The sequence below is a fragment of the Burkholderia anthinoferrum genome, from assembly GCF_002925705.1.
Taxonomy (GTDB): Bacteria; Pseudomonadota; Gammaproteobacteria; order Burkholderiales; family Burkholderiaceae; genus Burkholderia; species Burkholderia semiarida.
Genome location: NZ_LFZP01000052.1, coordinates 133327 through 155169, shown reverse-complemented (window position 1 = coordinate 155169; position 21843 = coordinate 133327). Strand labels below are relative to the sequence as shown.

General features: G+C 68.2%; 21 protein-coding genes. 14 read left to right on the top strand and 7 right to left on the bottom strand.

From position 1 onward, the window contains the following. Window positions 1–64 precede the first annotated feature (64 nt). The gene (locus C5F75_RS23350; RefSeq protein WP_060011354.1) at window positions 65–1741 is read right to left on the bottom strand and encodes a phospholipase C; all 1677 of its coding nucleotides are present in this window, start codon (window positions 1739–1741) and stop codon (window positions 65–67) included. Window positions 1742–2142: 401 nt separating this feature from the next. Here C5F75_RS23350 and C5F75_RS23340 point away from each other — a divergent pair, with 401 nt between their 5' ends. Then, window positions 2143–3000, top strand: coding sequence for an EamA family transporter (locus C5F75_RS23340; RefSeq protein WP_059574438.1), 858 nt, complete (start codon window positions 2143–2145; stop codon window positions 2998–3000). A gap of 27 nt (window positions 3001–3027) precedes the next feature. Here the strand turns inward: C5F75_RS23340 and C5F75_RS23335 are convergent, their stop codons facing one another. After that, window positions 3028–3501 carry an Lrp/AsnC family transcriptional regulator gene (locus tag C5F75_RS23335; protein WP_059574437.1) on the bottom strand — a complete coding sequence of 158 codons (474 nt, stop codon included), beginning with the start codon at window positions 3499–3501 and terminating at the stop codon, window positions 3028–3030. A 321-nt stretch (window positions 3502–3822) separates the two neighbouring features. Between C5F75_RS23335 and C5F75_RS23330 the strand changes: the two genes are divergently transcribed. The 6 genes from C5F75_RS23330 to C5F75_RS23305 all read left to right on the top strand — a co-directional run bounded on the left by C5F75_RS23330 (window position 3823) and on the right by C5F75_RS23305 (window position 8182). Further along, window positions 3823–5208, top strand: coding sequence for an amino acid permease (locus C5F75_RS23330; RefSeq protein ID WP_060011356.1), 1386 nt, complete (start codon window positions 3823–3825; stop codon window positions 5206–5208). A gap of 46 nt (window positions 5209–5254) precedes the next feature. Next, complete coding sequence (locus C5F75_RS23325; protein ID WP_060011358.1) at window positions 5255–6457, top strand: amino acid aminotransferase; 1203 nt, start codon at window positions 5255–5257, stop codon at window positions 6455–6457. 167 nt (window positions 6458–6624) lie between these two features. Next, a complete protein-coding gene (locus C5F75_RS23320) occupies window positions 6625–7023 on the top strand; it encodes a DUF488 domain-containing protein (protein ID WP_059574665.1) in 399 nt (132 codons plus the stop codon). A 118-nt stretch (window positions 7024–7141) separates the two neighbouring features. Next, window positions 7142–7432 carry a DUF1488 family protein gene (locus C5F75_RS23315; RefSeq protein WP_059574434.1) on the top strand — a complete coding sequence of 97 codons (291 nt, stop codon included), beginning with the start codon at window positions 7142–7144 and terminating at the stop codon, window positions 7430–7432. Between the two features lie 16 nt (window positions 7433–7448). Further along, on the top strand, window positions 7449–7688 hold the full coding sequence (locus C5F75_RS23310) for a hypothetical protein (RefSeq protein ID WP_006479066.1): 240 nt from the start codon (window positions 7449–7451) through the stop codon (window positions 7686–7688). Window positions 7689–7840: 152 nt separating this feature from the next. Continuing rightward, complete coding sequence (locus C5F75_RS23305; RefSeq protein ID WP_059574433.1) at window positions 7841–8182, top strand: hypothetical protein; 342 nt, start codon at window positions 7841–7843, stop codon at window positions 8180–8182. A 28-nt stretch (window positions 8183–8210) separates the two neighbouring features. Here C5F75_RS23305 and C5F75_RS23300 read toward each other — a convergent pair whose 3' ends face one another. From C5F75_RS23300 to lhpI, 3 genes are all read right to left on the bottom strand, one after another. Continuing rightward, window positions 8211–8990 carry a helix-turn-helix domain-containing protein gene (locus C5F75_RS23300; RefSeq protein ID WP_059574432.1) on the bottom strand — a complete coding sequence of 260 codons (780 nt, stop codon included), beginning with the start codon at window positions 8988–8990 and terminating at the stop codon, window positions 8211–8213. Between the two features lie 16 nt (window positions 8991–9006). Continuing rightward, a complete protein-coding gene (locus C5F75_RS23295) occupies window positions 9007–9411 on the bottom strand; it encodes a response regulator transcription factor (RefSeq protein ID WP_060011360.1) in 405 nt (134 codons plus the stop codon). A gap of 169 nt (window positions 9412–9580) precedes the next feature. Further along, window positions 9581–10516: a bifunctional Delta(1)-pyrroline-2-carboxylate/Delta(1)-piperideine-2-carboxylate reductase gene (gene lhpI / locus C5F75_RS23290; protein ID WP_059574430.1), complete on the bottom strand. Its 936-nt coding sequence runs from the start codon at window positions 10514–10516 to the stop codon at window positions 9581–9583. A gap of 262 nt (window positions 10517–10778) precedes the next feature. Here lhpI and C5F75_RS23285 point away from each other — a divergent pair, with 262 nt between their 5' ends. The 7 genes from C5F75_RS23285 (at window position 10779) to C5F75_RS23255 (ending at window position 18893) form a co-directional block, all read left to right on the top strand. Then, window positions 10779–11516, top strand: coding sequence for a FadR/GntR family transcriptional regulator (locus tag C5F75_RS23285; protein WP_059574429.1), 738 nt, complete (start codon window positions 10779–10781; stop codon window positions 11514–11516). A gap of 127 nt (window positions 11517–11643) precedes the next feature. Beyond that, window positions 11644–12765 carry a branched-chain amino acid ABC transporter substrate-binding protein gene (locus C5F75_RS23280; RefSeq protein ID WP_059574428.1) on the top strand — a complete coding sequence of 374 codons (1122 nt, stop codon included), beginning with the start codon at window positions 11644–11646 and terminating at the stop codon, window positions 12763–12765. 58 nt (window positions 12766–12823) lie between these two features. Further along, window positions 12824–13831: a trans-3-hydroxy-L-proline dehydratase gene (gene lhpH / locus C5F75_RS23275; RefSeq protein ID WP_059574427.1), complete on the top strand. Its 1008-nt coding sequence runs from the start codon at window positions 12824–12826 to the stop codon at window positions 13829–13831. Window positions 13832–14021: 190 nt separating this feature from the next. Beyond that, a complete protein-coding gene (locus C5F75_RS23270; protein WP_059574663.1) occupies window positions 14022–16613 on the top strand; it encodes a penicillin-binding protein 1A in 2592 nt (863 codons plus the stop codon). Window positions 16614–16693: 80 nt separating this feature from the next. Further along, a complete protein-coding gene (locus tag C5F75_RS23265) occupies window positions 16694–17572 on the top strand; it encodes a PilZ domain-containing protein (protein WP_059574426.1) in 879 nt (292 codons plus the stop codon). A 224-nt stretch (window positions 17573–17796) separates the two neighbouring features. Next, a complete protein-coding gene (locus C5F75_RS23260) occupies window positions 17797–18126 on the top strand; it encodes a DUF4148 domain-containing protein (RefSeq protein ID WP_027783001.1) in 330 nt (109 codons plus the stop codon). Between the two features lie 362 nt (window positions 18127–18488). Next, a complete protein-coding gene (locus C5F75_RS23255) occupies window positions 18489–18893 on the top strand; it encodes a lysozyme inhibitor LprI family protein (RefSeq protein ID WP_059574425.1) in 405 nt (134 codons plus the stop codon). Window positions 18894–18959: 66 nt separating this feature from the next. Here C5F75_RS23255 and C5F75_RS23250 read toward each other — a convergent pair whose 3' ends face one another. Further along, entirely contained in the window at window positions 18960–19607 is a 648-nt protein-coding gene (locus C5F75_RS23250) for a response regulator (RefSeq protein ID WP_006483707.1), read from the bottom strand. Further along, the gene (locus tag C5F75_RS23245; RefSeq protein WP_059574424.1) at window positions 19604–21706 is read right to left on the bottom strand and encodes a PAS domain S-box protein; all 2103 of its coding nucleotides are present in this window, start codon (window positions 21704–21706) and stop codon (window positions 19604–19606) included. The genes C5F75_RS23250 and C5F75_RS23245 overlap by 4 nt, the downstream gene beginning before the upstream one ends. Window positions 21707–21843 lie beyond the last annotated feature (137 nt).

Genomic DNA, 21843 nt, shown 5'->3' with positions numbered 1-21843 from the left:
GGCGGCGCGTTAAATGGAAACGGCCGGCGCGCGATGCGCCGGCCATGCGCTCAGGCCGTCCCCGTCAGATCGCCGGGGCCGCGCTCAATGCGGTGCCAAGCGTCGGGTCGAGATACAGCGGCGTCGTGTTCGGCTTCGACGTGAAGTCGAACAGGTTGCGCAGGTCGCCTGCCGTCGCATCGAACGAACCGCCGCCGATCCGCTGGCCGCCGAGCCAGTTGTCCTCGATGAAGCGCACGATGGACGCCTGGTCGAGCATCGTGTGGTCGACGTAGTTCTGCTTCGCGTACGGCGAGATCACGACCAGCGGAATGCGCACGCCCGGGCCGCAGCGGCCGTTCACGGTCGCGCCGTTCACGCCGGTGGTGCCGCCCGTGCCGCACTTGCCGGGGCCGTTGAGCTGGTCGACCGGGTCCGACGATGCGTGCGTCGGCGCCGTGTACACGTGGTCGTACCAGCCGTCCGAGTCGTCATAGGTGACGATCACGGCCGTGTTCTGCCAGTCCGGCTGCTGCTGCTGCAGGAAGTTGACGACCTTCGTCACGAACGCCTGCTCGTCGAGCGGATCCGAATAGCCCGCGTGCCCGTCCTGCGCGGCCGGCGCCTTCAGGTAGCTCACCGAGGGGAAGTTGCCGGCCTTCACGGCGGCGAAGAAGTCGTCCGTGTCGTACTGGTGGTTCGCCGGTTCGGGCGTCTTGCCGTCGGTCTCGACGCTCGAACCGATCGCCGCGATCGAGCTCGGACGCGTGTGTTGCGGGTTCGCGGTCGACGCGTAGTACTGGAACCAGTTGTGATGCGGGATGTAGTCGGCCGTCGCGGCGTTTACGGCGGTGGCGACCGTGCTGCGCGCGCAGCCCGTCGTGCCGTTGCCGTTCGTCGTCGACAGGTTGAAGCCGCCCATGAAGCCGCCCCACGTGATCTTCGCGGCGTTCAGCAGGTCGCCGATGTTCTTGCCGGTCATCATCGCCTGGTCGGTCGTGCTCGAACACACGTCGAAGCCCGGGTCGACGTCGTTGATCATCGTGAAGCCGCCCTGGCCGTCGTTGATGTAGTACGAGGTCGCGGCGAGCGTCGACGGCTGCTTCGACGTCTTGACGATCTGCATCCCGTTGGTCTGGCCCGACACGACGTTCAGCGCGCCCGGCGTCGACGGGCCGTAGACCGTCGTGTACGTGTTGTCGCTCATCGCGAAGCGCTGTGCGTAGTTCCACAACGCGGTCACCGTGTTGCCGTCGAAATAGCCCATCACCTGGCCTTTCGTGCCGAACGCGCCGGCGCCGCCGGACGAGCCCTTGCCCGTGTACTTCGGGAACAGGTCCGCAAGACCGTTGTCCTCGGCCTGCTGTTCGGCCGTGTACGCGTGGTTCTGGTCGGCGGTCGCGGCCTGCGTGCGGTCGAGGCGGAACGGGTTCGCCGCGTCGGTGCCGTTGGCCGTGTTCGTGAAGTTCGGGTTCGCGGTGAGCAGCGTGCCCGTCAGGCCGTTCGGCGTCGGCGTGCCGGGTTTCGCGGTGAACGCCGGTTCGCCCGACGGGTTCGTCGCGTTCGGATAGGTGCCGAAGTAATGATCGAACGAGATGTTTTCGCCGTAGATCACGACGACGTGCTTGATCGGCGTGGCGGTCTGCAGCGCATCCTGCGACGACACGGCGGCCGTCGGCGTGGAATCGTCACTGCCGCCGCAGGCGAACAGCGCAAGCGTGGCGCCGGCGCAGGCGGTGACGAGCAAGGCTTGACGGAACATCGGGAAACTCCAGGGTAAGGCCTTCGATGGTGGAGAACGGCCCCGTCGCCGTGTCGGTTCGGCGCGGAGCTCGTGAGGAAGCACGCGCATTGGAACAGCCGCGTATGAAAATATGGGGACGGAGTGTTTTCGCGACGGTTGCGCCGCGGTATCGGTTTCATTACGACCCGGCGCGATGCGAAAGACAACGGAAAGGGGCGGACTGTCCGCAACCTCCACGTCACAGGTCGCCGCATGCCGGTCGCTTGCGACGCCAGCATTGCCGGGCGGGCGACGGGCAGCCGCCGGCCGGATCCTTGGCAGGGCGTCGCGCGTCGCTTTTTTGACAATACGGTGACGCGTTCATACGATGAACGCCTGCCGTGCACCGTGCGGCTTCCGACCGTCAGGGAGTATTGAGCGTGCCGATCCCCGTTCTGTTTGCCGTTCTGTGCGCGGCGTTCCTGCACGCATCATGGAATGCGCTCGTGCGCAGCAGCGGCGACCGGCTGCGCTCGGCCACGGTGCTGCAGATCGCGATCGGGCTGTTCGCGCTGCTGTTCCTGCCGGCCGCCGCGCCGATCACGCCGGCGAGCTGGCTCTGCGTCGTCGCGTCGGCCGTGATCCACGTCGTCTACACGCTGCTGCTCGTCCGTGCTTACGAGCACGGCGACCTGAGCGTCGCGTACCCGGTCGCGCGCGGCACCGCGCCGCTGCTGGTCACGCTCGGCGCGGCGGCGTTCGCGGGCGAGCGCCTGAACGTCGGCGCGCAATGCGGGCTCGTGCTGATCTGCGCGGGCATCATGGCGATCGGACTGGAGCGCGGGCGCGGCGCGAAACACCGGATGATGCAGGTGCTGCCGACCGCGTTCGCGACCGGCGTGTCGATCGCGGCGTACAGCGTGGTCGACGGGATCGGCGTGCGCGAGAGCGGCAGTACGGTCGGCTATACCGCGTGGATGTTCGTGCTGACAGGCGCGATGATGGCCGCGTACTACCGGCTGCGGGCGGGGCCGCTGCGGCTGACGCAGGATGTCGGCGAAACGGCGAAGGCGGCCTGCGGCGGCGTGTTCGCGGCGCTCGCGTACGGCATCGTGATCTGGGCGATGGATCGCGCGCCGATGGGGCCGGTGTCGGCGCTGCGGGAAACGAGCGTGGTGTTCGCGGCGCTGATCGCGCGCGTGTATCTCGGCGAGCGGCTGACGCCGCGTCGGGCGGCAGGGTGCCTCGTGATTGCTTGCGGCGCGCTGCTGATCAGTGCGTTCGAAGCGGTGCGGTGAGCGCGCCGGCGCGGTGCGCCGGGCCGGTCAACCTTCCACCGGCATCGCGCTCGTGCACTTGATCTCGTCGAGACACACGCTCGAATGCACGCCGCTCACGCCCGGAATGCGCATCAGCGTTTCGAGCAAGAACGTCGACAGCCCCTTCAGGTCGTGCGCGACGACCTTCAGCACGTAGTCGATATCGCCCGTGACCGAGAAACATTCCTGGATCTGCGCGAGATCCGACACGAGTTTCTGGAACTTCGACAGATCGCGGATATGCCCGCGCTCCATCGTCACGTGCACGAACGCGGTGACGCCGAACCCGAGCGTATCGGGGCACAGCCGGGTTTCATAACGGCGGATCGCGCCGATTTCCTCCAGCCGCCGATGGCGCCGCAAGGTCTGCGCGGGCGACAGCCCGACGGCCTTCGCTAGGTCGAGGTTCGACGCACGGCCGTTCTCCTGCAACACCGACAGCAAGTGGCGATCGATGCGGTCGAGAAGCGGTTCAGGCATTTTTGTTTCCTCATCTGTCTCCTGGGCGCAATCTTATCTCATAATGTAGGGTTTGCATGAGCGGGTTACGCAACCCGATTTCGCCGTCGCGACGCTAAACTGACGCCGGATTTTCGTGTTCGGCCGCGGCAATGCGGCATGGGCGACGAGTCGGCGGCCGGTCTGGCCGGCACGCCGACGCGAATCGGGTGTCGCCCGCGCGAAAATTGCAGTCCCCAACCCGGCGTCCCCACGAACGGCCGCCGGCACAGCAAAAACAGCGCCCGGCACACCGAGGCGCGCCGCACCGCTTCCGGCGGAGGCGGGAAGAATGGAGAAGACATGGTTTCTGGAAACGAGAGCGCTGGCCTCAAGCGCGGGCTGAAGAACCGGCACATCCAGCTGATCGCGCTCGGTGGCGCGCTCGGCACGGGGCTGTTCCTCGGCATCGCGCAGACGATCAAGATGGCCGGCCCGTCCGTGCTGCTCGGCTACGCGGTGGCCGGCATCGTCGCGTTTTTCATCATGCGCCAGCTCGGCGAGATGGTCGTCGACGAACCCGTCGCCGGCTCGTTCAGCTATTTCGCCGACAAATACGTCGGCCACTTCACCGGTTTCCTGTCCGGCTGGAACTACTGGGTGCTGTACATCCTCGTCAGCATGGCCGAGCTGTCGGCCGTCGGAATCTACGTGCAGTACTGGTGGCCCGGCGTGCCGACCTGGGTGTCGGCGCTGGTGTTCTTCGTCGCGATCAACCTGCTGAACCTGGCGAGCGTGAAGTCGTACGGCGAGACGGAATTCTGGTTCTCGATCATCAAGGTCGCCGCGATCGTCGGGATGATCGGCTTCGGCGGCTGGCTGCTCGCGAGCGGGCAAGCGGGGCCCGAAGCGAGCATCGCGAACCTGTGGCGGCACGGCGGTTTCTTCCCGAACGGCGTATCGGGGCTCGTGATGTCGATGGCCGCGATCATGTTCTCGTTCGGCGGGCTGGAACTGATCGGCATCACAGCGGCCGAGGCGGACGATCCGAAGCACAGCATTCCGCGCGCGACCAACCAGGTGATCTACCGGATCCTGATTTTCTACATCGGCGCGCTCGCCGTGCTGCTGTCGCTGTATCCGTGGGAAAAGGTCGTCACCGGCGGCAGCCCGTTCGTGCTGATCTTCCATGCGCTGAGCAGCAACGTGGTCGCGAACGTGCTGAACGTCGTCGTGCTGACGGCCGCGCTGTCGGTCTACAACAGCGGCGTGTACAGCAACAGCCGGATGCTGTTCGGCCTCGCGAAGCAGGGCAACGCGCCGAAGGTGCTGTGCTCGGTGAACAAGCGCGGCATTCCGCTCGCCGCGCTCGGCGCGTCGGCGCTCGCGACCGGCGTGTGCGTGCTGGTCAACTACTTCATGCCGGGCAAGGCGTTCGAGGTGCTGATGGGCCTCGTCGTGTCGGCGCTGATCATCAACTGGGCGATGATCACGCTGATCCACCTGAAGTTCCGCCAGGCCAAGCGTGCTGCCGGGGACGAGACATCCTTCCGCAGTGTGGGCTATCCTTTCACGAATTACCTGTGCCTGGCGTTCATGGCCGGCATTCTCGTCGTGATGTACCTGACGCCGGATCTCCGCCTGTCGGTGTACCTGATCCCGGTATGGCTCGCGGTGCTCGCGATCGGGTATCGCTTCCGTCAGAAGAATGCGGGCTTGGCGGTGCACGACGGCGTCTCCGCACGCTGACGCAGGCCACGACCGACCATTGTTCCAAACGAGACCGACTCAAGCCATGTTCGAACACATCGACGCGTACCCGGGCGACCCGATCCTGACGCTCAACGAGAATTTCCAGCAAGATCCGCGCGACCGGAAGGTCAACCTGAGCATCGGGATCTATTTCGACGCCGAAGGCCGGATCCCGGTGATGGGCGCCGTGCGCGAAGCCGAAACCGCGCTGCAGCGCGACAGCGGCCCGAAGCCGTACCTGCCGATGGTCGGCCTGGCCGCGTATCGCGACGCCGTGCAATCGCTCGTGTTCGGCGCCGATCACCCGGCCCGCGCGGCCGGCCGCATCGCGACGCTGCAGACGCTCGGCGGCTCGGGCGCGCTGAAGGTCGGCGCCGATTTCCTGAAGCGCTATTTCCCGGATTCGCAGGTGTGGCTGAGCGATCCGAGCTGGGAAAACCACCGCTTCATCTTCGAGCGCGCCGGCTTCACGGTGAACACGTACCCGTACTACGACGAAGCGACGGGCGGCCTGAAGTTCGACGCGATGCTCGCGGCCATCGACGCGCTGCCGGCGCGCAGCATCGTGCTGCTGCACGCGTGCTGCCATAACCCGACCGGCGTCGATCTCGACGAAGGCCAGTGGGAGAAGCTGATCGACGTGATCGAGGCGCGCGGCCTGCTGCCGTTCGTCGACATGGCGTACCAGGGCTTCGGCGCGGGGCTCGATGCGGACGCGTTCGCCGTGCGCGAGCTGGCCCGCCGCGGCGTGCCGACGCTCGTCGCGAACTCGTTCTCGAAGAACTTCTCGCTGTACGGCGAGCGCGTGGGCGGCCTGAGCGTCGTCTGCGAGGACGCGGCCGCCGCCGACCGCGTGCTCGGCCAACTGGCCGGCGCCGTGCGCTCGAACTACAGCAACCCGCAGACCTACGGCGCGAAGGTCGTCGCGGCCGTGCTCGGCACGCCGGCGCTGCGCAAGCAGTGGGAAGAGGAACTGTCGGCGATGTGCCGCCGCATCGCGCGGATGCGCCAGTCGATCCACGACGGCCTGCGCGACCACGTGAGCGGCGAGGCACTCACGCGCTACGTGAAGCAGCGCGGGATGTTCACGTACACGGGCCTGACCGACTCGCAGGTCGACGCGCTGCGCGAGGTGCACGGCGTGTACATCCTGCGCTCGGGCCGGATGTGCGTGGCGGGCCTGAACGACTCGAACGTCGGCATCGTCGCGGACGCGATCGGCAAGGTGCTGAAGAGCGGCGTCTGAACGCGGCGCGCCTCGGCGCGTCACGATGAAGAACCGGCTGTGTCCCGTCGCGGGAGCAGCCGGTTTTTCGTTGGGCGGCCGTCATGTGCGATGCCCGGCTGACGCGCGGGCGGGCGCGGCGGTACGATCACGGGATCGCATGCACGACCGAGGAGCAGAGAAACGACATGGGCATCCGGATCATCCAGCTCGGCACGCCGCGCGCGGCCGGCGAAGGCCTGCGGATCGGCACGGTGCGGCGGCCGCCGCGCGGCGTGCCGAAGGCGGAATTCGCGTCGCGCAACTACTATGATGTATGGTTGCCGACGCTGTCGCCGAGCCCCGAACTCGTCGCGCAGGCGCAGGCCGCCGAAACCGACGCCGAATGGAAGGCGTTCAAGCGCCACTTCCGCGCGGAGATGGCGCACGGCGATCCGGCGAAGGTGCTGGACCTGCTGGCCGCGCTGTCGGCGACCACCGCGTTCTCGATCGGCTGTTATTGCGACGACGAAAACCATTGCCACCGCAGCGTGCTGCGCGAGCTGCTCGCGGAGCGCGGCGCGACGATCGAGCCCGACGCGGGCTGAAGCGGGCGGAGGCGGCGTCGCGCGGCGGCGCGATCGTGCGGTGCGGCGAACCGGTTGACGTGGGTCAAGCGCGCGGCCGCGCGCGCCACTATGCTCTCGTCATGGAGCCATCACGACGATGACAGACCGACAGATGCACATTGCTTTCCCGTCCGAACCGCCGGAATACTGCGCGCGCGACCTGGTCGTCGCGTTTTCGGCGCTGGTCGACGGGCGTTGCGTCCAGTGCGCGGTCACGGCCGAGGCGCTGGAGGACCATTTCGGCGCGCGCTCGCTGCTCGAGCGCGATCTGCTGAGCGCATTCGACGCGCACCGCCCGGCCATCGAGGCGATGGCACGACGCATGCTCGAGGAAATCGGCGGCCGGCCGGTGCTGCTGCACAGCGGGCACTTCCGGCTCGAAGGCTGATACCGCAGGAGGGCGCATGACACTGCAGGGCAACATTCACGAACGCGACTGGTCGGTCGAAGTGGAGACGCGCCCGTGCGAATCGGGCGAGTTCCGCTGCCGCGTGTCGGTCGAGCACGGCGCCGGCGCCGCGCGGTTTCATCATACCTTCGAGCACAGCCACGCGTATCCGACGGAGCGCGAAGCGATGATCGAAGGGCTGCGGGCCGGCATGACGTGGATCGAGATGAAGGCGTCGCAGACCTTCAACGTATGAACGGTCCCGCGCCAGCCAGGCGCGGGCAGACTATCGGCCGGCCGCGATCGAACCATGCGCGCCGCGCCACGGGAAACACGTGCCCCCGCACGGCGATGCGGACGGCACTTGCAAGGCGGTCGACGAGCGGCGGCCCCGTCAGGAGACACGACATGGGCGTGGGCATGCAGATCGCCTGCCTGGGATTCACGGGTTCGGCGGCGGTCGAGGCCGAAGCCGGCGCGCAACTGGTGAGGCTCGAACGGTTTCGCGCATTGATCGACGGCTGCCACCTCGCGATCGAATTGCGCACGGCGGCCGATGGCGAGCGCGTGTACGACGTACGGGTCGACCTGGTGATGCACGACGCGGCGCTCAGGCCTTTGCCGCTGCCGCCATGCGTCGGCGCCGATGTGGACGATGCGCTGCGTCGCGCGTTCGCGCAGGCCGAGCACGCGCTGATCGCGTGGCAGCGGGGCGCCGCCACGGCGGCGCTGCGCGACACCATGCAATGACGTGGCGCCGGCGATCCGGCGCCCTGCGTCAGACCCGCGCGAGCGCTTGCGCGTCGATGATGCGCACGCGCTTGCCGCGCGTTTCGACGAGCGCTTCGCGATGGAACCGCGAGAACATCCGGCTGACGGTTTCGAGCTTCATCCCGAGATAGCAGCCGATTTCCTCGCGCGTCATCCGCAGGTTGAATTCGGTCGCCGAATAGCCGCGCGCCTCGAACCGCGACGACAGGTTCAGCAGGAAATGCGCGACGCGCTGCTCGGCCGACATCGTGCCGAGCAGCAGCATCTGGCTCGATTCGCGGACGATCTCGCTGCTCAGCATCTGGTAGAGAAAGTGCTGCATCGGCTTCATCTCGCGGCACGCGGCTTCGAGCGCGCCGAACGGGATGATGCACACCACGCTGTCCTCCAGCGCGATCGCGTCGCAGCAATGCTGGCCGCCGCCGATGCCGTCCATCCCGAGCGTTTCGCCGGCGATCTGGAAGCCGGTTACGTGCTCGCGGCCGTCGCGATGCATCATCACCGTCTTGAACGAACCCGCGCGCACCGCGTAGATGCTCTGGAACGGATCGTCGGTGCGAAACAGCGCGTCGCCCTGGCGGACCTGCCGCGTCGTGCAGATGATCGCGTCGAGGCGGCCGTATTCGGCGGGCGTCAGGTGCGGCGGCAGGCACATCGAGCGCATCGCGCAGGCCGAGCAGCGGGCGGCCGGATGTTTGGCGGCGTCGGCGCGCGCGGCCGGGCGCAGCGGGATCGTTGGCCGGGGTACGACGGACACGTCGGCGGCGAAGGCGGTGGCGGTGGACATGAGTCGCTCCGGCTCGTCAGGTGCGGCGCACGCGAGCGTGCACCAGGGATTCGATCACATGGCATGCGGCGTCGAATTCGACGGTCTTGTCGAAGAAGTAGTCGGCTCCCGCCGTCGCGCATGCCTCTCTGAATGCCGGTGCCGAGTGGTTCGTCAGCACGATCGTGACGATGCGCGGCGCGGCTTTCGACAGCATCCCGATCAGGTCGAGACCGCTGCCGTCCGCGAGCCGCACGTCGACGATCACCACGTCCGCGCCACTGCTGCGGATATGCGTCCACGCGTCCTGGCCGTCTTCCGCTTCGCCCACGACCGCAACCCCGCGGATCGCGCCGACGAGCAGCGCGATCCGCTGGCGAACGGCGACCGCATGATCGACGAGAAACACCCTGAGCAAGGCGGGCGACAGGCTGGCATTCATGCCGGCAGTATCGTGTTGCGCCGCCGAAATTGAAATCGGCCGAATTGGAAGTTCGTGTAGGCCGCTTCGACGCGGTGTAGGGCGTTTCCTACACCGCGTACGGGAAATCGCCGGTATGAATCCGACGAGGCGATGCCGCGCGAGCGGTGCGAACGGTCGCGCGGCCGGGTCAGCCGGCGCCGCGCGCGGCCAGTGCGTCGCGCGCGGTGCGGCAAGCGGCCAGGTCCCACGCGGCGCAGCCGACGCTCTTGAACAGCAGCGGGCCGCCGCGGGCGAAGGTGCCGTTCAGCACGTCGGCGAGCGATGCGACGTGCCGCCAGTCGACTTGCGCGACGATCAAGTCGCCGGCTTCGTGGCGCGCGCCGGCCGGATCGTCGACGACGAGCCGGCTGCCCCGCACCGTGTTCGCGTCGATCTCGGCGGCATCCGCGGTGAACGCGCCGACGCCGACCACGAGCCGGCCTTCGCGCACGGCTTCGCGGTAGACGGGCGTGCGGCTCGTCGTCAGCGTGACGACCACGTCGATCGCGTCGGGAATCGCGTCGCCGTCGAGCGGCGCGAGGTGCGGCGCATGCGCGCGGTGGGCCGCGCAGAACGCGGCCGCGCTGTCCGCGCGCGTGCCGCGCACGTGAAGGCGCGCGTCCGGAAAGATCGCCGCGAGCGCTTCCGCATGATTGGCGGCCTGCTTGCCGGTGCCGATCAGCAGGATCTCGCGCGGCGCGGCGCCGTGCAGCGCGTGGATGCCGAGCGCGGTGATCGCCGCCGTGCGGCGGCCGGTGACGGTCGGGCCGTCGAGCGCGAAGCGCATTTCCCCGGTGGCGGCATCGTACGCGGTGACCTGGCCGAGGATCGTCGGCAACCCGCGCGCCCCGTTGCCGGGGCACACGTTCACGAGCTTGTGGCTCGCCAGGTCGTGCGCGCTCGACGGCATCGACAGCATCACGCCGCCACCTTGTAGCGGCACGACCAAGCGTTCGGGGCTGACGATCTCGCCTGCCGCATACTCGACGACCGCTTGCGTGAGCGTGGCGAGCAGCGCCGGGTAGTGGAGCAGCGCGGCCGTGTCGGCCGCGTCGAAAACGGGAATCGGGGAAAGGGCGGTCATCGTGTACGTCGGGGGCGTCGGTGAGTGTGGTCGGCGGACGCATGCCGCGCCCGCCGCGGGTCTGCCGGATACCGTGACACAGGGCAGTGGATCGAATCTATACCACTTGCTGGCGCGCCCGCAACCCAGAAAATAAAGCGCTTCGTGGATTTTGGTTCTAATATCTGGCCAGAAGGCTCGCCGATGCCGCGCTGCCCGCCCGCTCCGGTATAGTGCGAACCCATTCCAGATCCCACGCCCGCGAACGGGCAGGAGCCATACGATGATGTCCGCGCGCCCCGACTCACTCGAAGGCGGTTTCAGGCCGCTGCAGATCTACGAGCAGGTAGCCGAAAAGATCCGCGACGAGATTCGCGCCGGGCGCTACGCGGCCGAATCGCGGCTGCCGTCCGAGCGCGAGCTCGCGGCGCTGTTCCAGGTCGGCCGGCCGGCGGTGCGCGAAGCGCTCGGCGCGCTGCAGAACGAAGGTCTCGTCTTCACGAAGCGCAATTCGGGCACCTACGTCGTCGCGGCGCCGCTCGACGTGCTCTCGCGGCACGGCGACGCGCACACCGTGCTCGAGGCCGATTTCAGCCCGACGTCGACGCTCGACGTGCGGCTGATCCTGGAGCCCGCGATCGCGCGCCTCGCGGCCGCCCATGGCCGCGCCGACGCCGGCGCCGAGCGCTATCTCGCGCAGATGGAAACCATCACCGACATCGACGATCCGCACCAGCGCGCGCTGTGGAACGAGAGCGACCGGCTGTTCCACCGGCAGCTCGCGCTGATGACGGGCGACGCGCTGATCGTGAAGATCGCGGACGAGGTCGCGAAGACGATGGACCAGCCGCTGTGGAAGCGGCTGAAGGACGACGGCATCTACGACGCGGGCCGGATCCGGCTCTACGTGTCCGAACACCGGCTGATCTACGAGGCGATCGTGTCCGGCGATGCCGATGCGGCTGCGTTCTACGTCGAACAGCACATCCGCCGCGTGCGGCGCGACATCGCGCCGAAGTGACCGGCCCGCGCGCGCATCCGTTCTGGTCTTCAATATGACCAAAATGCCGACGATTATTTTTAAATTGCTTGCGATGTGACCACGCATGTCCTACATTGGTTTCACACAAAACCAATCAGGAGACATCATGCGACACCTCGTGACCGCGCTTTCGGTGGCCGTCGCCGCTGGCGCGCTGACTTCCGCGCATGCGCAGGAGGTCGTGATGATCGGCCATTCGGCGCCGCTCACGGGCCCGCAGGCCGCCAACGGCAAGGACAATGAAAACGGCGCGCGGCTGGCGGTCGACGAGCTCAACAAGGCTGGCGTGAAGGTCGGCGGAAAGACCGTGACCTTCAAACTGGTTTCCGAAGACGACCAGGCCGACCCGAAGGCCGGCGTGCAGGTCGCGCAGAACCTCGTCGACAAGGGCGTCGTCGCGGTGCTCGGGCCGTACAACTCGGGCGTCGCGATCCCCGCGTCGCGCGTGTATTCGAACGCCGGCGTGCCGATCCTGCCGGTCGCGTCGAACCCGGCGCTGACGAAGCAGGGCTTCAAGAACATCTTCCGGATCGGCGCGAGCGACGAGCAGCTCGGCGGCACGATGGCCACGTTCGCCGCGAAGACGCTGAACGCGAAAACCGCCGCCGTGATCGACGATCGCACCGCATACGGGCAGGGCGTCGCCGAGCAGTTCATGAACGTCGCGAAGGCGAACGGGATCAAGATCGTCGACCAGGAATACACGAATTCGTCGGCCACCGACTTCCTCGGCATTCTCACCAAGATCAAGGCCGCCAACCCCGACGTGATCTTCCTCGGCGGCTATGCGGCGCAGGGCGCGCCGATGGCCAAGCAGATGAAGCAGCGCGGCTTGCGGGCGAAGCTGCTCGGCGGTGACGGCATTTGTTCGGCCGACATGGGTAAGGTCGCGGGCGAGGCGGCGTCGATCGTCTACTGCGCGCAGGGCGGCGTCGCGCTCGAGAAGACGCCGGCCGGGCGCGCATTCCTGAAGAAGTACCACGACACCTATCACACCGATACGCAGGTCTACGGCGTCAATTACTACGACGGCGTGAAGCTGCTCGCCGACGCGATGGTCAAGGCCGGCACGACCACCGACAAGGCGAAGCTGAGCGCGCAGCTCGCGAAGTCGAACTACGCGGGCGTCGCCGGCACCTATTCGTTCGACGCGAACGGCGACCTGAAAGGCGCGCCGACCACCGTCTACGTGATCCGCAACGGCCTGCCGGAACCGTACGCGAAGTAATCCCGTCACCGGACGGCGGCCCGGCCGCCGTCCTTCGTTTCAACGCATCCAATTCGTCATGAAGATTTCCCGATCCCTTTCCACCGTCGAAGTGCATACCGGCGGCGAAGCGTTTCGCATCGTCACGAGCGGGCTGCCGCGGCTGCCCGGCGCGACGATCGTCCAGCGCCGCGCATGGCTCAAGGCGCATGCCGACGAAATCCGCCGCGCGCTGATGTTCGAACCGCGCGGCCATGCCGACATGTATGGCGGCTATCTGACCGAGCCCGTGTCGCCTAATGCCGATTTCGGCGTGATCTTCGTGCACAACGAAGGCTATAGCGACCATTGCGGACACGGTGTGATCGCGCTGTCGACAGCGGCCGTCGAGCTCGGCTGGGTGCAGCGCACGGTGCCCGAGACGCGGGTCGGCATCGACGCGCCGTGCGGCTTCATCGAGGCGTTCGTCCAGTGGGACGGCGAGCATGCGGGGCCGGTGCGCTTCGTCAACGTGCCGTCGTTCATCTGGCAACGCGACGTGTCGGTTCAGACGCCCTCGTTCGGCACCGTGACCGGCGACATCGCGTATGGCGGCGCGTTCTATTTCTATGTCGACGGCGCGCCATTCGACCTGCCGGTGCGCGAATCGGCGGTCGAAAAACTGATTCGCTTCGGCGCGGAAGTGAAGGCGGCCGCGAACGCGAAGTATCCGGTCGTGCATCCGGAGATCCCGGAAATCAACCATATCTACGGCACGATCATCGCGAACGCGCCGCGCCACGCGGGTTCGACGCAGGCGAACTGCTGCGTGTTCGCGGATCGCGAGGTCGACCGCTCGCCGACCGGCTCCGGCACCGGCGGACGCGTCGCGCAGCTCTACCAGCGCGGACTGCTCGCGGCGGCCGACACGCTCGTCAACGAATCGATCGTCGGCACGGTCTTCAAGGGGCGCGTGCTGCGCGAAACGACGGTCGGCGGCCTCCCGGCCGTGATCCCGGAAGTGGAAGGCAGCGCGCATATCTGCGGGTTCGCGAACTGGATCGTCGACGAGCGCGATCCGCTCACGTACGGATTTCTCGTGCGCTGAGCCGGGGCGCCGGTCGCCCCCCATTGGTCCCCGTTACGCCCCCTTCGCGCGGCGTTCAGGTCGTCGCACCAGGTTTGGCGCGTCGTTCCGGTTGCCGGACACGCGCCTTTTTTGCGTGAGCGCCGCCGCAACACCGCGGCGCGTGTGCCGGCGCAAGGCCGCCGCGGGTCGGCCGCGCGAGTTTGGTACGATGCAGCCTTTTCAGCCGAGCTCCACCCGCGTGAATCGCCGAAACGTGTCGTCAGTGCGTGCCTTGTGCGCCAGATGGGTCGCGCGCGCCCAACCCGTCGCAGCGGCCGCCGTCGCGCGGCTCAAGCCTCTCGCCGCCACCGCGTGGCGCCATGTCCGCCGCCCGACGCGCCGTGGCGTACTGCTCTCGGCCGCCGCCGTGCCGGCGCTGTTCGCGCTGTACGTGGTCGTGCTCATCCCGTTCACGCCGGGCATCGGCGACATCCGCAAGGCGCGCGTCGACCAGCCCGCGCAGGTGCTGTCCGCCGACGGCAAGCTGCTGGCCGAATTCAAGCCGTCGAACCGCGAATGGGTGGCGCTCAAGCAGATCTCGCCGCACATGGTCGACGCGCTGATCGCGACCGAGGATCACCGCTTCTACGAACACCACGGACTCGACTGGAAGCGCACGGCGTCGGCCGCGCTCCATACGTTCTCGGGCAGCCGCCAGGGCGGCTCGACGATCACCCAGCAGCTCGCGCGCAACCTGTATCCGGACGAGATCGGCCGCGCGCCCACGCTCACGCGCAAGGTGAAGGAGGCGATCACCGCGCTGAAGATCGAGGCCGTCTACAGCAAGGACCAGATCCTCGAGACCTACCTGAACACGGTGCCGTTCCTGTACAACGCGTACGGCGTCGAGATGGCCGCGCGCACCTATTTCGACAAGTCGGCCGACGAACTCGACGTGCTCGACAGCGCGACGCTCGTCGGGATGCTGAAAGGCAACAGCTACTACAACCCGGTGCTGAACCCCGAGCGCGCGCTGCAGCGGCGCAACACGGTGCTCGGCCAGATGGTGAAGTACGGCAAGCTGTCGCCCGCGCAGTTCGCGCAGTTGCAACGCCGGCCCCTGCGCATCGACTTCGAGCGCCAGAAGGAGCCGCCGGGGCCGGCGCCGCATTTCGCGCAGCAGTTGCGCAAATGGCTGATCGCGTGGGCCGACCGCAACGACTACAACATCTACTCGGACGGGCTGATCGTCCGTACGACGATCGACTCGCGGCTCCAGCAGATGGCGACGCAGGCGCTCACGCTGCAGGGCAATCAACTGCAGGGTATCGCGAACAATGCATGGAGCGGCCGCGACGGCTGCGGCACCGACAACGAGGTGTTCCGCACCTTCATGCGCGAATCGGCCGAGTACAAGGCCGCGCAGGACGCAGGCAAGGACGACGCGGCGGCGATGAAGCTGCTCGCGTCCGACCGCGGCTTCCTGCACGCGCTGTGCAAGGCGAAGACCGACGTGCAGGCCGGCTTCCTCGCGATCGACCCGCGTGACGGGCAGATTCGCGCGTGGGTCGGCAGCCGCGACTTCACCCGCGAGCCGTTCGACCACGTCGCGCAGGCGCGGCGTCAGCCGGGCTCGACGTTCAAGCCGTTCGTCTATGGCGCCGCGTTCGCGAGCGGGATGAAGCCGGACGATACGTTCATCGACCAGCCGGTCGAGATCCCGTTGAAGGGCGGCGAGATCTGGCGGCCGAACGACGACGTGCCGCCGTCGGGCAAGCCGATGACGCTGCGCGACGCGGTTGCGCTGTCGCGCAACCGGATCACCGCGCAGGTGATGGAGAAGGTCGGGCCGGGCGCCGTCGCGCGGCTGGCGCGCGACATGGGCGTGCGCGAAAGCCCGCTCGAACGCGTGCCGTCGCTCGCGCTCGGCACGAGCCCCGTCACGTTGAAGGAAATGGTCGCGTCGTACGCGACGATCGCGAACGGCGGGCTGTACGTCGAGCCGCAGATGGTCACGCGCATCGAGAACCGCCAGGGCGACGTGCTCGCCGAGTACGCACCGGCGCCGCCCGAGCGCGCGCTCGACGCCGAAACGGACAAGATGCTGCTCGACGTGATGCGCGACGTCGTGACGCGCGGCACGGGCGGCAGCATCCGCACGCGCTTCGGGGTGCGCGGCGACGTGGCCGGCAAGACCGGCACGACGCAGGACAATGCGGACGGCTGGTTCATCCTGATGCAGCCGGGCCTCGTCGCCGGCGCGTGGGTCGGGTTCGACGACGGCCGCGTGACGCTGCGCAGCGATTACTGGGGGCAGGGCGCGCACAGCGCGCTGCCGATCGTCGGCGATTTCTTCCAGCGCGCGCAGCGCGCCCGGATCGTCGATACGAAGGCGAAATTCGATACCGAGCCGTCGCCGGGCTGGTTCGGCTCGCTGCGCGAGCGCGTGACCGACCTGTTCGACACGTGGTTCCCGTCCGAGCCGAAGAAGGCGTCCGCGCCGGTCAGGACGCCGCGCGTCGAACGCCCGGCCGAGACCGACGAAGGGGCGGCGTCGGAAGCGTCGGCCGCGTCGGCGCCGGATGCCGCGTCCGGCGGCATCGTCGAGGAATGGGTGCCGGCGTCGGAAGTAGCCGCGTCGGCCGCGGCGCTGTCGTCGGGCGCATCGCAGCCGCCGCAGCCTGCGCAGCCGCCCGCGGGCGCGAGTACGACGAGCGGAAGCGGCGCCGGTGTCGGCGCCGCCCCTTCGGCCGTGCCGGCCCCACCGCCGATCCCGGAGCCGGCGCCGGCCGCGCCTGACTCGACCGGCGCTTCGCAGTGACGAAGCCATTCAGATTCCGCGCGATGCTGCCGTAATCAAGTTGTCACGATAGCTCGCGCGGTCGCCCCCGCGCTTCTCCGATGCGACTTTCCACTGACTATGCCGCGCTCGCGCGCGACGACCTTTCCGTGGGCGTCCCGCTCGGCTTCGACCTCTACGACGCCGACGGCGCCGCGCTGCTGCCGGCCGGCACGACGCTGGCCGACCCGGCGCAGCACGCTTTCCTGTTCGACCATTTCCGCCCCGTGCGCCGACGCGACGCCGCCGACACCGATCCACGCGCGTCCGCGGCGACGGGCGCCCCCGCCACGCGCATGGGCTTGTCGGCGGGCGCCGCGATCGGCATCCGCCGGCGGGTCGGCACGGCGCGCGCGCTGCAGCGGTGCCGGCTGATCGGCGTCGGCGCGTCGGGGGCGCTGTTCGTCGAGCCGCAGCCCGCCACCGCGCTCGAGTTCGCGCGCGGCGACGACGTCGAAGCGGTGGCGGTCGGCCGCGCCGCGGTGTCCCGTTTCGGCGCGACGGTCGAATCGGTGCAGGCGTCGGGCGCGGCGCCATTCATGATCCTGTCGCCGCCCGGTTTCGTCGACCGGCTGCGCACGCGCGCCGAGCCGCGCGTGCCGGTGCGCATCGCGGCCGGCTGCCGCGGCGCGGCGGACGAAGCGGAAAGCATCGGGGTGGTGCACGACCTCAGCCTGAGCGGTCTGTCGATCGCCGTCGGCCGGGCGATCGCGGCACCCGGCGAGCCGTTGTGCGTGATGCTGCCGTACGAAACCGGCGGCCGTGTCGAGCGGCTGGCGCTCGCCGGCACGGTGCGGGCCGCGCATGCCGATCCGGCGGTGCCGGCGCTGACGCTGCACCATGCGGCGTTCGACGACATCGACGCCGCCGACCTGATTCGCCTCAAGGCACTGCTGTTCGACAGGCAGATGGCGTCGGCGGATATCGACCGCCTGCGCTGACGCCTGGCCCGCGCACGGCCGTCACCCTATCGCGGTATTCGGTGCACGAACGTCGATAATCGTCTGATGAATTAACCTATTCCCGTGCGATTGTACGGTTTCGGTCAACAGTGAATTTGCGATTTAAGTATTTACCCTGATAGTCGAGCCTCCTAGACTTTCACTCATGCGCAACGACTCCGAGTCCGAAGCGCCTGACAAAACAATCCTGGAGGTAACGCATCATGAAATCGCTGATCAAGGCAGTTGCACTGGCCGCCCTGGTGGCCGCACCGGTCGTGTCGTTCGCCCAATCGAACCAGCAGCCGCTGACGCGCGCGCAAGTGCGCGCCGAACTGGTTCAGCTCGAAAAGGCCGGCTACAACCCGAACGACTGGATCAACTATCCGGAAAACATCCAGGCCGCCCAGGCCAAGATCGCGGCCGCGCAGAACGCCGGTGCGCAAGCCGACGCAACCGGCTATGGTTCGAACCCGGTCGCGACGTCGCAGTCGGGTCAGCGCGCGGTCGTGCCGGCCGTGAGCGACCGCTCGTCGGTGTACTTCGGTCACTGAGCCGGCTGTTGTCTCGCGGCCCCGAAGGCCGCGGCCGAAGCCGTATCGGAAAAGCCCGCACACGTATCGTGTGCGGGCTTTTTGCATCTCTTTCATCGAGTACGGCAACGCACGAATTGCCGTCGGCCGAACCGTTCGCAAATAGCCTGCGGCTTGCATGAGCGACACGCCGGTCACCGATCGGCGCCGATTCAGCAATACCTTGCCGTGAACGGTCACGTCTCTCGCCGCGCCGACCCGCTGACAATCCGCGGCGCGTGCGCTAGCATCGCGGTCGATGTCGGCGCGGTGGCGCGGCCCATGCACACGGGGCGCGACAAGGCACCGGGTTCCACACTTCAACGAACAACAAAGGAGCATCCATGCGTGTCTTGACCGGTCTGCTGAGCTCGCTGGCGCTGGTGGCGGGCGTCGCCCATGCGCAGGCGAATTGCGCGGACGCGACGGATCAGGCGACGATGACGGCGTGTGCCGATCGCGCGTACAAGAAATCCGACGGGGAACTGAACCGGACCTACCAGGCCGTCACCGCGCGCCTGCGCGATGCGCAGCCGCTTGCCGACAAGCTCGTGAGCGCGCAGCGCGCGTGGATCGCGTACCGCGATGCGGAGTGCCGTTTCTCGAGCGCGAATGTCGAGGGCGGCAGTGCATACCCGATGGTCGTATCGACCTGCCTCGACGATCTGACGAAAGCGCGCACCGAAACGTTGAAGGGCTATCTCGCCTGCGAGGAGGGCGACCTCGCGTGCCCAGTGCCGGCGAAGTAACCGCCATGCGCGGGCCCGCCGAGGCCCGCGCCGCACCGGCTACACGTCGTCCGTTACACGTCGCCGTTACACGTCGTCCGTTTCGTCGAGCAGCTTGTGCCGCATCGCGTAACGCACGAGCGCCGCTTCATGCGGCATCTGCATCTTTTCGAGGATCCGGGTTTTGTAGGTGCTGACCGTCTTCGCGCTCACGCACAGCGCATTCGCGATCTCGGTCAGCGTCTGGCCCGCGGCGATTCGCCGGAACACGTCGAATTCGCGATCGGACAGCCGCTGGTGCGGCAGCGTCTCGGCCGGCTCGTTCAGGCTCTGCGCGAACTGCTCGGCCATCGCCAGGCTCACGTAGACGCCGCCCGACGCCACTTTCGTGACCGCGCCGACCAGCTCCGCGCTCGCGCTTTCCTTCGTCAGATAGCCGGACGCGCCCGCGCGGAACGCGCGCACCGCGTACTGCTGCTCCGCGTGCATCGTCAGCACGAGCACGCGCAGCGCGGGCTTCTCGTCCTTGATCTGCTTGATCAGCTCGACACCGTTGCGGCCCGGCATCGACAGGTCGAGCACGAGCACCTGCGCGGGCGTCGCACGCACCAGCGCAATCGTCGACGGGCCGTCGCAGGCCTCGCCGGCCACCTCGAATCCGGTGGCGTTCTGGAGGATGTGCCGCAGACCGTCGCGTACGAGCGTATGGTCGTCGGCGATGAGCACCTTGATCATGTGATGAGCGTGTCCTGTTGAACGGTGGCGAGCGGAAACGCGACGGTAATCGAGAAGCCGCGCGCGAGCGCGGTGTCGATCGTCACGGTGCCGCCCAGCATGTGTGCGCGTTCTCGAATGCCGATCAGGCCGAACGACTTGTCTTCGTGGGCCGCACCGCCGGGCGCCGCGCCGCGGCCGTTGTCCGCGACGCGCAGCACGCAAAAGCCTTCCTCGACGTCGAGCCGCAACGCCACGCGCGTCGCATCCGCATGGCGCGCGACGTTCGTCAGCGCTTCCTGGACGATGCGGAACAGCGTGGTCGCGCCCGCGCTGGTGAACGTGAGGCCGCCCGTCTCGATGTGGCGCTCGACATCGATCCCGTAGCGGTTCGTGAAATCGTTCGCGAGCCATTCGATCGCGGGCACGAGGCCGAGATCGTCGAGCATCACCGGCCGCAGGTCGGCCGCGATGCGCCGCACCGACGCGACCGTCGCGTCGATCAGCCGCCGCATGCCTTGCAGGTGGGTCTGCACGCCATCGTCGGGGTGCGCGCGGCCGGGCGTGCGCAGTTGCTGCTCGACGACCGACAGGTCCATCTTCAGCGCGGTGAGCTGCTGCCCGAGGTCGTCGTGCAGCTCGCGCGCGATGCGCGTCTTCTCCTCTTCGCGCACGTTCTGCAGGTTCGCCGACAGTTCGCGCAATTCCTCGCGCGATCGCTTCAGCGCGTTCTCGGCCCGCAGCCGCTCGGTGATGTCGCGCAGCATCACCGTATAAAGCTTGCCCGACGCGTCGCGGATCTGCGAGATCGACGCTTCGATCGGGAATTCCTCGCCGTTGGCCCGCAGCCCGAACAGTACGCGCTGGCGGCCCATCTGCCGCTCGGACACGCCCGTCACGCCGAACTGGTCGACGTGTTTCGCGTGCGCGGCGCGGAACCGCTCCGGAATGAAGCGCGACAGCGGCGCACCGATCGCCTCCATCGCGGACACGCCGAACACCTGCTCGGCCATCGGATTGAAGATCACGACCGTCTGCTTCTCGTCGATCGTGATGATCGCTTCCATCGACGAGCGGATGATGCCCATCATCCGTGCCTCGTTGAGGAGGCCGCGGCTGCTCGCGCCGGCATCGGCGCGGCTGCGCAGCAGCGCATGGACGAGCGCCGCGAACCCGAACGACGCGATCAGCCCGGCGGCGAGCACGGTGCCGGCCGCACGCTGCGCGCCGGTCGCGCTCGGCCGGCCGTCCGCGGAATAGGCGAGCGTCAGCGCGGTGCCGCCGAAATTCAGCATGTCGGTGCGCCGCATCAGGTCGGGCGACGCCGACGCTTCGTCGGTCGTCGTCTCGACGCTGGCGATCGCGCGCGGATCGCCGCCGGCGCTCATCCACAGGTCGATCCCGCGTTCAGTATCGAGCGCGCGCTCGAGCAGGCGCCGCGGGCTCAACGCCGCGAACAGTACGCCGTCGGCGGCGGTTTCGCGCGCGCCGGACGGTCTGGCCGCCGCAAGCGACGAGGCCGTCGCGGGCAGGAACAGCGTCAACGTGCGGGCGTCGCGGGACGTATCGTCGTCGGCCGAATGAACGCCGAGCGCGATATCGCCGGTCCGCAGCGCATGCGCGAGCGGCGCCGCGTCGGACGCGCCGAAGCGCTCGACCGGCGCATTCGACGCGGGGGCGCTAAGCGTCGCTGCCGCGAGCGGGCCGGCCGGCGGCGGTTTCGTGCCGGCGAGGGCGCTGCGCGCCGCGGGCGTCAGCGGCGCATAGCCGATCTGCCGGACCGGCGAGCGGGCGCTGTCGAGATCGAGCGTCTCCGCATAGCGACGCCATTGCTCGGGCGTCATGGTCGGGACGAGGCCGAACGCGCCGCGCGCGCCTTCGAGCACCGCGACGCCGGTCTGCAGTTCGTGGCGCAGCATCGCGGTCACGTGCGCCGTGCGGCGTTCGAAACGCGTATGAACGGCGGCTTGCCACTGCTCGCGCACCAGCAGCGCGACGCCGAGCGACAACACCGCGCCCGCGCACAGCGCAACGACGCCGGCCGCGAGCGGCTGGCGTAACATGATCTGCAGGGGCGCGGGCCCTCGGGCGCCACGCGTCGGGGTTCCACTGGCGGTCATTCGATGGCCATTCTGTTGTTCGGGCTACCCAAGGCGCTCGGGCAGGGCGGCACAACCGGAAAACCTCGCACCGGCTGCGTGCAACGACTATTTTGAAGATGAAATTGTGCGCGTTTTACACGTTTTTTGTAATGGGG

Bases quoted from the DNA above. Each gene is read 5' to 3' on its own strand.
- C5F75_RS23280 (WP_059574428.1), top strand. From the start codon at position 11,644: ATGCGACACCTCGTGACCGCGCTTTCGGTGGCCGTCGCCGCTGGCGCG.
- C5F75_RS23305 (WP_059574433.1), top strand. From the start codon at position 7,841: ATGGGCGTGGGCATGCAGATCGCCTGCCTGGGATTCACGGGTTCGGCG.
- C5F75_RS23245 (WP_059574424.1), bottom strand. From the start codon at position 21,706: ATGACCGCCAGTGGAACCCCGACGCGTGGCGCCCGAGGGCCCGCGCCC.
- C5F75_RS23335 (WP_059574437.1), bottom strand. From the start codon at position 3,501: ATGCCTGAACCGCTTCTCGACCGCATCGATCGCCACTTGCTGTCGGTG.
- C5F75_RS23285 (WP_059574429.1), top strand. From the start codon at position 10,779: ATGATGTCCGCGCGCCCCGACTCACTCGAAGGCGGTTTCAGGCCGCTG.
- C5F75_RS23315 (WP_059574434.1), top strand. From the start codon at position 7,142: ATGACAGACCGACAGATGCACATTGCTTTCCCGTCCGAACCGCCGGAA.
- C5F75_RS23270 (WP_059574663.1), top strand. From the start codon at position 14,022: ATGCAGCCTTTTCAGCCGAGCTCCACCCGCGTGAATCGCCGAAACGTG.
- C5F75_RS23255 (WP_059574425.1), top strand. From the start codon at position 18,489: ATGCGTGTCTTGACCGGTCTGCTGAGCTCGCTGGCGCTGGTGGCGGGC.
- lhpH (WP_059574427.1), top strand. From the start codon at position 12,824: ATGAAGATTTCCCGATCCCTTTCCACCGTCGAAGTGCATACCGGCGGC.
- lhpI (WP_059574430.1), bottom strand. From the start codon at position 10,516: ATGACCGCCCTTTCCCCGATTCCCGTTTTCGACGCGGCCGACACGGCC.
- C5F75_RS23325 (WP_060011358.1), top strand. From the start codon at position 5,255: ATGTTCGAACACATCGACGCGTACCCGGGCGACCCGATCCTGACGCTC.
- C5F75_RS23350 (WP_060011354.1), bottom strand. From the start codon at position 1,741: ATGTTCCGTCAAGCCTTGCTCGTCACCGCCTGCGCCGGCGCCACGCTT.
- C5F75_RS23320 (WP_059574665.1), top strand. From the start codon at position 6,625: ATGGGCATCCGGATCATCCAGCTCGGCACGCCGCGCGCGGCCGGCGAA.
- C5F75_RS23295 (WP_060011360.1), bottom strand. From the start codon at position 9,411: ATGAATGCCAGCCTGTCGCCCGCCTTGCTCAGGGTGTTTCTCGTCGAT.
- C5F75_RS23265 (WP_059574426.1), top strand. From the start codon at position 16,694: ATGCGACTTTCCACTGACTATGCCGCGCTCGCGCGCGACGACCTTTCC.
- C5F75_RS23300 (WP_059574432.1), bottom strand. From the start codon at position 8,990: ATGTCCACCGCCACCGCCTTCGCCGCCGACGTGTCCGTCGTACCCCGG.
- C5F75_RS23330 (WP_060011356.1), top strand. From the start codon at position 3,823: ATGGTTTCTGGAAACGAGAGCGCTGGCCTCAAGCGCGGGCTGAAGAAC.
- C5F75_RS23260 (WP_027783001.1), top strand. From the start codon at position 17,797: ATGAAATCGCTGATCAAGGCAGTTGCACTGGCCGCCCTGGTGGCCGCA.
- C5F75_RS23310 (WP_006479066.1), top strand. From the start codon at position 7,449: ATGACACTGCAGGGCAACATTCACGAACGCGACTGGTCGGTCGAAGTG.
- C5F75_RS23250 (WP_006483707.1), bottom strand. From the start codon at position 19,607: ATGATCAAGGTGCTCATCGCCGACGACCATACGCTCGTACGCGACGGT.